We start from the raw sequence: 13,299 nt of genomic DNA on the forward strand, positions 1-13,299 counted from the left end.
GCTATGATCATTCGCTGCACACGGGTCGATCGGTATGTGTTTGAAGGTTATGTTCATTCTTCCCGCGTCGCCCAGGAGTGGATGCGCGAAGCGGTGCGGCAAGCTCCCTGGTTTTCGCTTGAACTGTTTGCCGATTTCTTCATGTGCTTTTACTTAACGAAACCTGAGATCGATGCAGCTACCGAGGAAACACCTTTCCATCGTTGGATGGTGTTGACCTTGACCAAACAATACTTCTACATCTCCATTCACCCGCGCACAATTGGACAAGTGAACGCTTCCTTTAAGACGGCGCTTAAAGCGCTAATGTGGCTAACGGAGTCCTACGAGAAAGAAGTAAAGAAACGGCAAAAAGAGCAGCAGCAGATCGGCATCGGTTTGGAGAAAAAACAGCAAATGAGCGGCCAAGAGGACAAAAGCGTCAGCGAGCGGCTCACCGATAAGCAAATTGAGAAGCTGAGGCTTGTTGGATATACCCTGCAGCAGGGAAAAAGAGCTGTAGAGGACAAGCAAGAGGCCTCCGACTCGCGACCGCTGGTTGTAGACGAGATCCGCGCATTGAAACAGCGCATCTTGGAACTGCAAAGCGAGCTGCGTACGGAGTTTATGAAACGCGACAAGCTGAAAGCCAAGCTGCGCAAGGCGGAAGAAGAGCTCGAGCGCCGGAAGCGGCAGCTGGACCGCATGAGCGCCCGCGACCTCGCCGCGATGCAGGAGCTTGAGTCCGAGCTGGGCGACTGGCTCGGGCGATCTTTGAAGGAGACGCTGTCCCTTGAAGAGGCGGACGGCTTTAATGTGTACGAGCTCGTGCAGGCGAGTCAGCGGCTCGCGAACCGGCGCTGGGGCAGCGAGCTGGGGAAGCTGCGGAGGCAGACGTTCGAGCACTACGTGCAGTGGATTGAAAAGCTGAAGCGCAGCAAGGATTTGGTCGCTTTCTTGCAGGAGGTGGGCCGCAACATCCATCATCTGCGGGTTCAGCGTAAAAAGCAGCGCTCGCCTTATGTTCCTGAATCCTACGATGATCTGCGGCATTCCGGAGACATCGCGCATTTGCTGCCCAGCGAAGCCAGTTTGCTCGCGGATGATGATTTTGAGCCTTATTTTCTCGTCAAATGGATGGAAAATAAGCTCATGACTTATAACTACAGCGGTTCCTCTCCCGAACCGCAAAAAGGGCCCGTGATCTGTATGCTCGACACGTCCCATTCGATGCGCGGCAGCAAGCTTCGGCTTGCCCAGCTGTTCACCGCGACCTTCGCCTCCTTTGCGCTTCTCGAGCGGCGGGACTTCGTCCTGCTGCTGTTCGGCGCCAAAGGCGAGCTGGTCGAGCACATCTTGTCTTACAAGCGTCCCGACTGGGACCGCTTCTATGGCCTTGCGCAGCTTGCCTTCGGCGGCGGCACCAACTTCGACGCCCCGCTCAGCAGAGGCATGGACATCGTTCAGCATCAGCCGCAGTTTCGCGATGCCGATTTCGTGATGGTCACCGATGGCGTTGGCCAGATCTCCAAAGCAACCCAGCAGCAGCTTGCGCTGCTGGGGCAAAAAAAACAACTGCGGCTGCATTCCCTGATCATCGGCTCCGCCCGTCAGCATCTCGTGCAAAAATACGAGATTATGGGCGTTTCGCATCAGGTTCGATTTGCAACAGCTTGGGATATGCAAGATCCCGTTAAGGATGAGCTGCTGCTAGATGTGTTTGCAAAGCGATGACCACAACAAACAATCCCCCGATTGCCTCGACTCGACTCGATTCGCTGGCACTGGGGGATTGTTTTCGTTTAACCGTATTTGCCGTCAGACGCCTTTACGCTGTATTAAGTGCAACGTAAGCCTTCAACTTTGCTGCTAAGCCGTACCTTCATTACCTCACTCCGTCACACCTTTTATCACTCATAAACAGGTTACGACTGAAGCACCATTCTATGTTGTATATTGTGCAACCATTTGGCTGTAATTAGGCCTCAGCACGCCTCTATACTGTACTTTATGCAACGAATCATACAATAAAACGCTTACATCTCACCTTTTCACTATAAATGGTTGTATTTTGTGCAATCAAAGACAGCATTCGCGCTCAGACGAGCCCATTACGTTGTATATAATGCAATGTAAGCCTTTTACTCATCCCCCCCTTTACCCTTCCCCAAAACAACGAAATAAGGACCCCTCTCGGAGTCCTCATTGACGGTGAATAGATTTATGGTACTATGCTATGAACCTTAACTCAGCTTGGTCTCTACCTCATCACACTATTGCAGTACTTGACCACATTAATGATTTCTGCGGCACATCTCCTCGCTTCTATACGGATTCAACAACAACTTCCCTTGGTGTAAATTGTCTTTGACACGACACCTCTCTGCTTTCACCGTCAAAGATAGTATGTCCGCTTATTTTCGTTTTATGTATGTAAAAAAATAAGTCACGATTTCGTTTTCACTCATTCCTGTATCAACTCTTTGATCGTCTTGAGGGATACGCCCGTCTCATGATACACATCAATCAGTGTGGCACCCGGATGGCTGCGAACAAAATCTTTGACCTTATGCGACTCGACCAAAAGCAGCTGCGCACAGGGTTTACATCGTTTTTCAAATTGTGCTATGAAAACTTTTCCGCATGCCTCACAGTTGCTTAATGTCATTTCTCTACACCTTCCAGAGCCAACTTTTACCAGACTATTTCCAATCAAAAATAGCTTTCGCAACGGCGATCTGTTTTCAGGGGGTAGGTAGGTGAATCTCGATATGATCCCCCGCTTTAATCTCACCTGGGCATTCCACATAGGCGACAATTCCCCTGCTTTTCTGCGCTTGAATGATAAAATGTTTCGTTAAACTTTTGTCGTCATATTGTTCCGCGATCACTCTGCCTGGCCCGGCACACGGCTCATTTTCTCCCTCAGATACTAACCCTCCGCAACTTGAAAGCATCATGCGAATGCCCATGGGAAGCTTGGTTAAGTCCGGCGCGCCGCTCACCAGAATGTTCGCTCCCAACCACTCGGGACGAATCGTTTCGACACCTAACCGGTCTGCGATTCCTTGTAGTTCCTCAACAGACACGAGGCTAAGTTGACGACGATTAAAGATTTCCGTCCCTCTCTTATACATGGGCTGTCTGGAGTCAGCTTTGGCAAATAGACCAAAATGCCTATCACCTTCTATACCGCCAAATTTCAACTCGGCAACGTCAATTTCTCTTGTAATAAATGTATCTGGGTTATCCGCAATAAGCACAGCTTCAACTTTTATGATCATAGTCATCTATAGCCTACCCGCCTTGTCCAAAAATTCGCAACCTACTTATCCATATGCACGAATGGCATTTGTTGTTAATGATGTTTCGACTTTTATCAGCCTACTGTCTTCCCGCCATCTCCGGCCACATCACACCATCTTCCCATCCCAGTACAAAAGCTTCCCATCTGCGCGCCTCTGGAAAAACCTCCAAATCGCCAAAATATTTCGCGATAGCCACATGCTGGGTCGCATGAGCTTTCAGGGCAGCTGCTTTGACTGACCATCCCAGCTCCGTATCCACAACAATTGAAGGCTGCAGCCCCCGATCCCGCAAAATTCCTGACGCTGCATAGTACAGCTTGCGCACGCTTGGGCATTTCCCGCTTAAAACAGCAGCTGTCGCGGCTTTGGAAATAGTCACATGGTCCGGATGCCCATTCCCACCATCTTCTGCAAAGCTGAATACATTCTCCACCTCATAACGCTGTAGAAATGAAATAACGCCTGCAACCAGATCCTCGAAATCAATATTCGCCAACTGACCGTCCGGGAAGCCCAGATGTTCCGCAATGGAAATCCCCAACACTTCAGCGGCAATATTCATTTCTTCTTCTCTCACTCTGGCAAGCTCCGACTTATCCGTCGCTCTCTCCAACCCATGCCGGCCTGCGTCCCCCCGCGTCGCTAGCAGCAGCGCTGGCGCGTTGCCTTCATCTGCATATTTGCGAATTAAACATCCACTGAGAAAGGTCTCATCATCCGGATGCGCATAAACAAATCCATTTTGAATTCCCATCTTCATCTTCACTCCGTTTTCTTTTATGTAAAATTGGCGGGCGGATACTCGTTCTCAATCACGAAAATCGCTTGATCCCAAGGCATCGTCATCTCCGTGTTTTCTTGCAAATCCAACAAGCTGACTTCGTTCTCCGCCTTCGAGTTATCACTTATTGAGATGACGAAGCGCATGCCAAGCCCTTCCGCTATATGTTTCCCTGAATCCGAAGCCAGACATTCCATTCTTACCCCAATGCCAACGAGTTGCAATTCACTCGTTAGTTCACGTATCCGTGCATTCACTTGCAAGGAAGCTTTAGGTGCTAACAGGATAACTTTGGCTTGTTCGAGGTGATTCATGAACCGACTCTCTTCTTCCGGACTCTCATACCTTTGATTGCTGTTTCCCATACCTTTCACCTAGTCCCTTCTCCCGAGATAAAAAAACGCGCCGGACCTATGGTCCTGCGCGAATTGCTATCTCGCAGGGAGGCCAACGCGAAATGCGTTAGCCCACCCTGATAAGTTCAGGTATGTGCTAACGCCTATAAAAATAATGAAATTGTACGAACCAAGCTGTGTTCTTCATATTGATTCGACTCCTTCACTGTCATGATTATTACTGATTATAGCGGGGGGTTGTCAGCAATGCAACAACTTTTTTCTGAATGCTTTAGGCTAGAACCGCTTCAATATCTGCTGCAATATCGGAAGGTTCCGTTCTCGCGCTGTACTGTTTAACTACGCTGCCGTTAGCATCTACGAGGAATTTCACGAAATTCCATTCAATTTCGCCAGTGCGGTAAGGTTCTGGTGTATGGCTTAGCAAATAGGTGAATAATGGGTGAGCGTGTTCACCTTTCACATCGATTTTGGCGAACATCGGGAAAGTGACATTGTAATTAAGCTCACAGAAACTTTGAATCTCTTCATTAGTCCCAGGCTCTTGACCAGCAAATTGATTACAAGGGAATCCTAGAACAACAAGGCCCTTTTCTTGATATTGTTCGTATAAACTCTGCAAACCTTTGTAATGAGGCGTAAGTCCACAAGCGCTTGCTGTATTGACAATAAGTAATGTTTTGCCTTTGTAATCGGAAAGTGACTTCGTTTCTCCAGAGATGGTCTGAACTTCAATATCATAAATGGACACAGTAATCTACTCCTTCAATGATAATATAACTACTTGTCCATTATAGCATTGTTTGGCAACACCCCCAAATATCTTCATGTTAAAACGTTTTAGCTTCCCATATCCTGACAGGTGTGTTATATTGTTTACCTGTTTATTCGCAAAATAGACATATCATCTGATCTTAGGAGGTAACTGATCTTGGACACAAAGACTCAAAGTGCCTATCAAGAAGAACTGCAGCGACTCGAAGAAACGAATATCGAAATTGACAAACAACTGGCTAGGCTTAGAGCCACGCCAGTCTATTACGGTCCCGATTTAACGGAACAAGCGTTAGAAGTCGCACGTGAAAATGGGCGGAACAACTTAGCCAAAGCGGTTGATGAACCCTATTTTGGCCGTTTGGATTTTCAAGAATCAGGCACCGCTTCATCCCAGCCGCTATATATCGGCAAATCAGGCGTAGAAGACGAACGTACGGGTCAATTGCTCGTTATTGACTGGCGTGCACCGGTGGCCAGCTTGTTCTACTCGTTTACAGGAGGACTTGATGCTGCTTCCTACGACTCACCGGACGGTCTCATCGAGGGTCTCGTCTATTTGAAGCGAAACCTCGTGGTGCGCAAGCAAATTCTTCAGCGCGTCGTGGACACTTATGATCGCACCGAAGACTCTTTAGCCGTTGGCGACGAATTTTTGCTTTATCGATTAGGGGAAAATAAAGATAACAAGCTTCGCGATATCGTCTCCACCATTCAAGCGGAGCAAGACCGCATCATCCGTGCCGCCAAAAATACCGCGCTCATAATCCAAGGGGTCGCAGGAAGTGGTAAAACGACGGTTGCCCTGCATCGTCTCGCCTTTTTACTTTATCAATACCGTGAACAGGTTCACGCTGAGCGAATGATTATTTTTGCACCGAACTCGATGTTCCTCGACTACATATCCGGCGTTCTGCCTGAACTGGGTGTCGGCAATATTCAGCAGAGCACTTTTACCGATTGGGCACTCGATGTACTCGATCAAGAAGTGAAGTTAGCGGATCAAGCGCTCACCCTGCAAACCTGGTTTTCACTTGGCAGCAAAAGACCACCGCTGGATGATAACGCCCCAGGCAGGTTTAAGGGCTCAATTGAATTCAAACAATATTTGGATGATTGCTTGACCAAATTCGAGTCCTCCTACGTCCCATCGGCGGATTTCATTCCTTGGGAGGGCGTTAAGCTGCCGCTTGCGAACATCCGTGAATGGTTTTACGTCGAGAATAAGCATTATCCGCTCGTCAAACGCCGCGAACGTGTCGTAGCGCGTATCAAACGCTGGATGGAAATGCAGCTCGACAAAATCTGGGAGCAAACCCGAAAAAAAGAGCTGAAAAAGAAGTCGGCGCAGCGCTTGCGGACGTATTTGACCAGTTGGCCGGAGCATTCGGCATTCAGCTTTTACAAAATGCTGTTCGCTGAAAACAATCGCCCGGACAGCCTGCCTGCAGAGCTTCTGCATAAGCTTCCTGAGCCCATTGTTAGCGCGTCACTTAAGCTTTTCAAGAAAAAAGAAGTGCAGCTTGAAGATCTCGCTCCACTCCTTTATATTCATACGCGTCTCTATGGCATTCCATCGGACCGATTGTTCGACCATGTCGTCATAGACGAAGCCCAAGACTTTTCACCTTTCCAGGTGGCTGTTCTTGATAGCTATACGCGCAACAGTTCTTTTACGATTCTGGGTGATTTGTCGCAAGGAATCCATGCTTATCAAGGCATCAAAGACTGGAAGGAATTTTCCAGTTTATTTCAAGAAGAGCAAGGCGGCTACTTCGAACTCGAGCGCAGTTACCGGTCAACGATGGAAATCATCCAGTTCGCCAATCTGGTGCTTCAGCGGGGTGTCGAGAACCCGCTCCTTGCCGTGCCCGTGTTCCGCAGCGGGAACAAAGTTCGGGTTTTGCAGACTGACCTCAAACAAAGAATCCCGCTGCTGCTGCAGGCTATCGCGACGTTACAACAAGGAACATCCAGCACGATTGCCGTTGTTGCTCGTACGGAGAAGCAGGCTGAGGACTTGCACGACGTCCTGACCAAAGCCGGCATAGAAACAAATCTCATCACATCCAAACAACGTGTGTATCGCGGAGGAATTTCGGTTGTACCAGTCTATTTAACCAAAGGATTGGAGTTTGACGCCGTTTTGCTAATGGATGTAACGGCTGCACATTACGAAGCAACGCTTATGGATGCCAAATTGCTTTATGTAGGCTGCACACGCGCGCTTCATGAATTGTGGCTGATGGCTCCTGGCGACTTATCTCCTCTTGTCTCGACAGACGATGCGGACATTGTCACAACGGATTCACCATAAAATAAAAGACACCTGATTTTTCTAAGGCCAAGTGCCACAGAAATCAATCAGGTGTCTTTTTTTAATATGCGATCAGCACGCCGCCTTCTCCAGCATACGTGCCAATGACGGTGCCCATGTTTGCGAATAGCACATTGCGGAACGGATGCTTTTGGAGGAGTTGGTTCAATACTTCGCGCGCTCTCTCCTCACAGTTGCTGTGGGCGACGGCGATCACATCTTTATCGTAGTCATGAACAGCCTCGCCCACTTTGGCGATCATTCGCTTCAACGCTTGCTGCGTGCCGCGGATTTTGTCCATGACTTCAATCGAGCCTTCTTCACTGGCTTTCATGACGAGTTTAATATTCAAAACAGAAGCGACAGCCCCTCTGACCCGATCAAGCCGTCCGCCTTTAATGACATTTTCTAGTGTATCTAAGAAAAACAGCGTCCCCGAAGAAGCAACCGAACATCGTATCGTCTCAACAATTTGCTCAAAAGGAACATCATTCTCGGCCATTTTGGCTGCTTTGAAGGCCAGTACACCAAGTCCTAATGAGGCTGTTTTCGAATCGATAACTTCAATACGTCCTTGATAACCTTCCTCCAGAAGCATCTCTTTGGCCATAAGGGCATGATTGTACGTACTGCTTAGCGCAGAAGAAAGACAAATCACAAGAATATCTTGATTGACCTCAGCTTTTTTCTGAAAATCCGTGAGAAAATGCAGCGGCGAGGGACTAGACGTCTTAGGCAGTACACTCTCCGTTTTCATTCTCGCATAAAATTCACAAAGCTCCATGTGAGGAGGCATGCACTCCTCTCCAAAATGTACGGACAAAGGTACAATGGTAATCCCTAGCTCGTCCACAATCAATTTGGGGAGGTCGCAGCTGCTGTCAGTGATAATCTTGATTGTCGTCATGTTGTGTACACTCATTTCTTATTTTTTGGCGAAAACGATTCCAAGCGTGCGAGGGCCGCAGTGACTGGATACCACACACCCGGTTTCCGTCATATAGACTTGCTTTATATTGGTTCGCTGCTCAATCTGCTCTTTGACATACGCAGCTTCATCGGCTGCCATCGCATGAGTGACGAACAGGAACTCCGTATCCATTTCATCTTTTAAAGCAAGTGCATTATCCAATAGTTGATGAAGCGCTTTCTCCCTTTTCCCTCTTACTTTGTCCGTTAATGTCATAGCCCCGTCAATCACTTTCACAACAGGTCTAATCTTCAATAAACTTCCGAGGAAATGCTGGACGCTCGAACATCTTCCGCCTTTATGCAAGTACTCCAACGTATCTATAATAAACTCTACTTCAATATGGGATCGAAACGACTCAATCATGGATTTGATTTCCGAACTGCTTTTACCCTCCTGAGCCGAATGAGCAGCCTTCAACACTAGCAAACCAATCCCTGTTGATAGAGTTCTAGAATCGATTACGGTAACTTTACCATCAGGAAAATTTGCAGCTGCTATGGAGGCATTTTGAATTGTGGAAGACAGTTCTGACGAAAGTCCTATATAAACGACAGCATCACCAGCCTGCACAGCCCCTTCAAACGCCCTCTCAAAATCGATTGGAGAAGGCGCCGCTGTTTTGGGCAGTTTGCCGGTTTCATCTACAAGCTCAAAAAGTCGGTCTGGCTTGATGGAAACGCCATCTTTTAACGATAATTCGTCAAAAATAACATAAAGAGGGACAACTTCAATCTGGTATCGATGAATGAGCTCCTCACTTAAATCACACGTACTGTCAGTAAAAATACGCACCCGGGACATTACGGTCAACCACCTTATCCTTCTATCTATCCGTCTATAAACTGAAAACCACATGAATTCTATGGATTGTTGTGTGTTCAGTATATCGGATATGAGATGAAAGCTCAATCATACAAAAGAAGTAACTATAAATTAGAAACCATAGATCGTCATGCCGCCGTCAACGAATAACGTCTGACCCGTCACATAGTTCGCAGCATCCGAAGCAAAGAAAACAGCAGGTCCTACCAGCTCCTCAAGCTCCCCAACACGCTGCAGAGGTGTTCGCGCAATAACATCAGCCAGAAAATCAGGGTTAGCCAATATTTTCTCCGTAAGCGTTGTTTTAAAGTACCAAGGCCCGATGCTGTTCACGTTAATTCCGAATTTGCCCCACTCTAGCGCCAGTACCTTTGTCATTTGAATCATGGCTGCTTTTGTAGCCGCGTATACAACTCCTGTACGTAGGGCAACCTGTCCGGCAACAGAGGCGATATTGATGATCCGGCCATACTTCTGCTCTTTCATATGATGGCCAACTATTTGGGCGCACAGAAAGGCGGATTTGAGATTCGTCTGCATAATGGTATCCCACTCTTCATCAGTGACGGCCAGCGCTTGGCTGCGTATGTTCATCCCGGCATTGTTGATCAGAATATCCAATCTACCTGCCTTTTCGATAATTTGTTCCACAGCCGCTTCAATTTGTTCTCTACTTGTGACATCCACTTGGAACGGATAAGCTTGTCTGCCCAAAGCACGAATTTCAGCTGCAACTTCTTCGATATCACTTGACGTACGCGCAAAAAGGGCGACATCAGCGCCGGCCTCGGCAAGTCCGATCGCTAGTGCTCTACCGATCCCTCTTCCCGCTCCTGTCACTAAGGCAATTTTATTTTCCAGTCGAAATGAAGGTAATAACATATTCTCATCGTCCAATCTATTAGGTATTTTTTTTACAGCTAAAAAAAGAAAGTAGGTTATTCACATGGAATATTCCGTTCAAGAAGAGAAAGCAAACGCCATTAGCCATGGGGTTGGCGTCCTTTTAAGCTGCGCAGCGCTTATCCTGCTCGTTGTTCAGGCTTGTCTGCATGGCGATGCGTGGCATATTGTAAGTTTCAGCGTGTTCGGTGTGGCGCTCGTTACGTTGTATACCTGCTCCACCCTGCTACATAGCGTCAGGCACCCCCGGCTGAAAGACATTTTTGAGGTGCTCGATCATGCCGCTATTTACGTCTTAATTGCCGGAACCTATACCCCGTATTTGCTGGTGACCCTACGCGGGCCTTTGGGGTGGACTTTCTTTGGTGTGATATGGGGGCTTGCCTTAACAGGCATCGTGCTCAAAATATTTTATGTGAAGCGATTTGTCCTTATCTCCACGCTCTGTTACATACTCATGGGCTGGCTTATTGTTATTGCTTTTAAGCCGCTTTACATGAACCTGCCTTTCGGAGGCATCGTATGGCTTGTAGTTGGCGGACTGCTGTACACGTTCGGTTCCATCTTTTATGTATGGAGGCGCATCCCTTATCACCATGCCATTTGGCATATTTTCGTGCTCGCCGGTAGCGCCTGTCATTTCGTTTCCATCTTCGGATATGTCATCATGTCCTAATCAAGGAATCAGCCGCTGCAGCTGCTGAAGGGAGACGACGCTCTCAACTTGGCGCGCCAGCTCATCATAACCATCCTCATTCGGATGAATGGCATCATCAGAAAGGTAGCGAGTGTCCTGCCCCACAAAAGCATCATACACCTGAACGATGTGAATATGCGGCTGCTCTAATTTACGCAAAAATATGTTAAAACGCTGCACCCAATAAGCCGATTCAGGCACCTGCGGTAAAGGATTATATAGTCCAATCAAGGCAATTAAATAGGGTGTATGAATCCCTTGCCGCAGCGTTTCTATTTGCACCATAATTTCTTTGTAATTCGATTCGTAGGTTTGAAGAGCTGTCTTTAAAAAAGCGGGGTCATTTTGATAAAAGAAAGGAATCGCACCTTGGATTAAATCATTGCCGCCAGCTGTAATCGTGATGATATCCGCCGTTTGGATATCCTTCTGAATTTGCGGATCGGACTGCAGCGTTTGGAGCAATTCGTTAGTCGTAGCACCGTTCGTACCCGCTTGGATCAATTGAACTGGAACGTTAAGCCACTGCTCTACTTTCTGCTTAAAGCTGTACACGAATCCACGACCATCCGGCGCACCAAAACCAACGGTAAGTGAATCACCAAATGCCAAATAATTAATCGTCTTATCCATGCTATCCTCTCCCTAAAGCTGACGTAGGATAGTATATGCGTCAGCGCCCAGTTTGGGAAGGGACACTCTCACCAGTTGTGCGGCAAGTTTTTTTATACGTTTACATGCTCTTGAACAAAATTTTCGATTTGCGCTTTTTCCGCGTAGGTAAATTGAAACTCGCAGTCGCAGCCTTCGTCATGAAGCACAATTTGCACAATGTCCCCATCCAAATTGCAAATCACAAGAATAGAAGGATCGATGAGATCTTCCGGAAACATCTCGCCATCCTCTAGCTGCATGCTTACATACATATCACGCCATTGTCCGCGCACCTCAGATTCAACAAAAGATAAGGTAAATTTGTGTTCAACGTGCTCTGCGCCATATTTCATCATCTGACAGTTCCCCCCGCAACATTATTTTCTAAAAAGCTAATTTTGTCTATTTGAACCTCGTTTATTTATTGTAACTCAGAGCTCCTGAAAGTGGTAGTTTGCGCTCCTTTATACTACAATAAAAGCAAGTAATTAGATAAAGGAGCCTTCTCACATATGACATCGAAATCCACCATTACGCAAACCATTGACAACAACGCCAATAGATTCAAAGCGATTTCCAGCTTTATCGGTGCAAATCCCGAGCTCGGACATGAAGAATTTCAGGCTGCCGCCCGCCTGACGGAAGAGCTGGAATATCACGGTTTCCAAGTTGAACGTGGCGTTCTGGATATTCCAACTGCTTTTATAGCCACCTATGATTCCGGGAAAACAGGACCTGTCGTCGGCTTCTTGGCGGAGTACGACGCCTTGCCGGATCTGGGTCATGCCTGCGGCCATCACTTGATCTGTATGATGAGCATAGGCGCAGCCATCGGCCTTAAATCTGTTCTTGCCGAAACAGGCGGCAGCATTCGTGTGTACGGGACTCCCGCCGAAGAAACCAAAGGTGCAAAAGTACCTATGGCCGAAGCTGGACTTTTCCGCGACGTGGACATCGCCTTGATGGCGCATCCTTATTACACCTATGAGAAATCGGGTGAATCCCTGGCTATGGATGCGATTCAGTATGAATTTTTCGGCCGCCCTGCACATGCCGCTGCGCAGCCTTATGAAGGCGTCAATGCGCTGGATGCCGTGCTCCAGCTTTTCAATTCCATCAACGCGCTGCGCCAGCAGATGAAATCCGATGCGCGCGTTCACGGGATTATTAGCGAAGGCGGCAAGGCGCCAAACATTATTCCGGACTATGCCGTCGCCCAGTTCTATGTGCGTTCAGCGACCCGCACCTACACGGATGAGCTCGTCCAGAAAGTGCTGCGCTGCGCGGAGGGCGCTGCATTGCAAACGGGATGTACGCTCAAGACGTCCTTCTACGAATATTCGTATGACGAGCTGCGTACCAACGAAACGTTGTCCCAAGTATTTTCGGATCAACTAAGCGAGATGGGAATCGACCCGAAAGACGTTGAAATCGGCAAGGATCACGGCTCGCTTGATCTGGGCAATGTATCGATCCAATGTCCGACGATTCATCCTTTCGTCAAAGTCGTTGGCGAGAAGCACATGCTGCATACCAAGGAGTTCCGTGATCTTGCGCTGCAAGAGCCTGCCCTTGACGCGATGATTTTCACAGCCAAAGCGCTGGCTAACACAGCTTACGAAGTTCTCAGCAGCCCGGACCTGCTGCAAAGAATCAAAGATGAGTTTGCGGCAGCTACGAAATAAGATGAAAAAGGGGGTGTCACTACAGGACATGAAAGTCCTGAGGGACAGCC

Annotated in this window: 14 protein-coding genes; 4 read left to right on the forward strand and 10 right to left on the reverse strand. The window is 47.9% G+C overall.

What is annotated here, in order from left to right; all coding sequences use genetic code 11:
* Positions 1-3: 3 nt before the first annotated feature.
* Positions 4-1,713 (forward strand): vWA domain-containing protein, encoded by a 1,710-nt coding sequence (locus tag AC3WTJ_RS07280; RefSeq protein WP_492521267.1) that lies wholly within the window; start codon positions 4-6, stop codon positions 1,711-1,713.
* A gap of 730 nt (positions 1,714-2,443) precedes the next feature.
* Here AC3WTJ_RS07280 and AC3WTJ_RS07285 read toward each other — a convergent pair.
* From AC3WTJ_RS07285 to AC3WTJ_RS07305, 5 genes are all read right to left on the reverse strand, one after another.
* Positions 2,444-2,647, reverse strand: coding sequence for a hypothetical protein (locus AC3WTJ_RS07285; protein WP_492521268.1), 204 nt, complete (start codon positions 2,645-2,647; stop codon positions 2,444-2,446).
* A gap of 76 nt (positions 2,648-2,723) precedes the next feature.
* The gene (locus AC3WTJ_RS07290) at positions 2,724-3,269 is read right to left on the reverse strand and encodes an MOSC domain-containing protein (protein ID WP_492521269.1); all 546 of its coding nucleotides are present in this window, start codon (positions 3,267-3,269) and stop codon (positions 2,724-2,726) included.
* A 94-nt stretch (positions 3,270-3,363) separates the two neighbouring features.
* Positions 3,364-4,041: a PIG-L deacetylase family protein gene (locus AC3WTJ_RS07295; protein ID WP_492521270.1), complete on the reverse strand. Its 678-nt coding sequence runs from the start codon at positions 4,039-4,041 to the stop codon at positions 3,364-3,366.
* A gap of 23 nt (positions 4,042-4,064) precedes the next feature.
* A complete protein-coding gene (locus tag AC3WTJ_RS07300; protein WP_492521271.1) occupies positions 4,065-4,442 on the reverse strand; it encodes a hypothetical protein in 378 nt (125 codons plus the stop codon).
* A gap of 253 nt (positions 4,443-4,695) precedes the next feature.
* The gene (locus AC3WTJ_RS07305; RefSeq protein WP_492521272.1) at positions 4,696-5,175 is read right to left on the reverse strand and encodes a glutathione peroxidase; all 480 of its coding nucleotides are present in this window, start codon (positions 5,173-5,175) and stop codon (positions 4,696-4,698) included.
* A 180-nt stretch (positions 5,176-5,355) separates the two neighbouring features.
* Here AC3WTJ_RS07305 and AC3WTJ_RS07310 point away from each other — a divergent pair, with 180 nt between their 5' ends.
* Positions 5,356-7,515: a HelD family protein gene (locus AC3WTJ_RS07310; protein WP_492521273.1), complete on the forward strand. Its 2,160-nt coding sequence runs from the start codon at positions 5,356-5,358 to the stop codon at positions 7,513-7,515.
* Between the two features lie 61 nt (positions 7,516-7,576).
* Here the strand turns inward: AC3WTJ_RS07310 and AC3WTJ_RS07315 are convergent, their stop codons facing one another.
* The 3 genes from AC3WTJ_RS07315 to AC3WTJ_RS07325 all read right to left on the reverse strand — a co-directional run bounded on the left by AC3WTJ_RS07315 (position 7,577) and on the right by AC3WTJ_RS07325 (position 10,192).
* Positions 7,577-8,422: a DegV family protein gene (locus tag AC3WTJ_RS07315; protein WP_492521274.1), complete on the reverse strand. Its 846-nt coding sequence runs from the start codon at positions 8,420-8,422 to the stop codon at positions 7,577-7,579.
* Positions 8,423-8,440: 18 nt separating this feature from the next.
* Positions 8,441-9,289 carry a DegV family protein gene (locus AC3WTJ_RS07320; RefSeq protein WP_492521275.1) on the reverse strand — a complete coding sequence of 283 codons (849 nt, stop codon included), beginning with the start codon at positions 9,287-9,289 and terminating at the stop codon, positions 8,441-8,443.
* A 132-nt stretch (positions 9,290-9,421) separates the two neighbouring features.
* Positions 9,422-10,192, reverse strand: coding sequence for an SDR family NAD(P)-dependent oxidoreductase (locus AC3WTJ_RS07325; RefSeq protein WP_492521276.1), 771 nt, complete (start codon positions 10,190-10,192; stop codon positions 9,422-9,424).
* A gap of 64 nt (positions 10,193-10,256) precedes the next feature.
* On the opposite strand from AC3WTJ_RS07325, the gene trhA reads away from it, so the two are divergent.
* Positions 10,257-10,889 (forward strand): PAQR family membrane homeostasis protein TrhA, encoded by a 633-nt coding sequence (gene trhA, locus AC3WTJ_RS07330; RefSeq protein ID WP_157326641.1) that lies wholly within the window; start codon positions 10,257-10,259, stop codon positions 10,887-10,889.
* On the opposite strand, the gene AC3WTJ_RS07335 is transcribed toward trhA, so the two are convergent.
* Together AC3WTJ_RS07335 and AC3WTJ_RS07340 are read right to left on the reverse strand one after the other, a co-directional pair.
* Positions 10,890-11,543, reverse strand: a complete 654-nt coding sequence (locus AC3WTJ_RS07335) for a GDSL-type esterase/lipase family protein (RefSeq protein WP_492521277.1) — start codon at positions 11,541-11,543, stop codon at positions 10,890-10,892.
* 92 nt (positions 11,544-11,635) lie between these two features.
* Positions 11,636-11,920, reverse strand: coding sequence for a hypothetical protein (locus AC3WTJ_RS07340; RefSeq protein ID WP_492521278.1), 285 nt, complete (start codon positions 11,918-11,920; stop codon positions 11,636-11,638).
* 156 nt (positions 11,921-12,076) lie between these two features.
* Between AC3WTJ_RS07340 and AC3WTJ_RS07345 the strand changes: the two genes are divergently transcribed.
* Positions 12,077-13,249 carry a M20 family metallopeptidase gene (locus AC3WTJ_RS07345; protein WP_492521279.1) on the forward strand — a complete coding sequence of 391 codons (1,173 nt, stop codon included), beginning with the start codon at positions 12,077-12,079 and terminating at the stop codon, positions 13,247-13,249.
* The last annotated feature ends 50 nt before the right edge of the window (positions 13,250-13,299 follow it).

The organism is Paenibacillus sp. FW101-FHT12H11, from assembly GCF_058790355.1.

Bases quoted from the DNA above. Each gene is read 5' to 3' on its own strand.
- AC3WTJ_RS07280 (WP_492521267.1), top strand. From the start codon at position 4: ATGATCATTCGCTGCACACGGGTCGATCGGTATGTGTTTGAAGGTTAT.
- AC3WTJ_RS07285 (WP_492521268.1), bottom strand. From the start codon at position 2,647: ATGACATTAAGCAACTGTGAGGCATGCGGAAAAGTTTTCATAGCACAA.
- AC3WTJ_RS07290 (WP_492521269.1), bottom strand. From the start codon at position 3,269: ATGACTATGATCATAAAAGTTGAAGCTGTGCTTATTGCGGATAACCCA.
- AC3WTJ_RS07295 (WP_492521270.1), bottom strand. From the start codon at position 4,041: ATGGGAATTCAAAATGGATTTGTTTATGCGCATCCGGATGATGAGACC.
- AC3WTJ_RS07315 (WP_492521274.1), bottom strand. From the start codon at position 8,422: ATGACGACAATCAAGATTATCACTGACAGCAGCTGCGACCTCCCCAAA.
- AC3WTJ_RS07320 (WP_492521275.1), bottom strand. From the start codon at position 9,289: ATGTCCCGGGTGCGTATTTTTACTGACAGTACGTGTGATTTAAGTGAG.
- AC3WTJ_RS07325 (WP_492521276.1), bottom strand. From the start codon at position 10,192: ATGTTATTACCTTCATTTCGACTGGAAAATAAAATTGCCTTAGTGACA.
- trhA (WP_157326641.1), top strand. From the start codon at position 10,257: ATGGAATATTCCGTTCAAGAAGAGAAAGCAAACGCCATTAGCCATGGG.
- AC3WTJ_RS07335 (WP_492521277.1), bottom strand. From the start codon at position 11,543: ATGGATAAGACGATTAATTATTTGGCATTTGGTGATTCACTTACCGTT.
- AC3WTJ_RS07340 (WP_492521278.1), bottom strand. From the start codon at position 11,920: ATGATGAAATATGGCGCAGAGCACGTTGAACACAAATTTACCTTATCT.
- AC3WTJ_RS07345 (WP_492521279.1), top strand. From the start codon at position 12,077: ATGACATCGAAATCCACCATTACGCAAACCATTGACAACAACGCCAAT.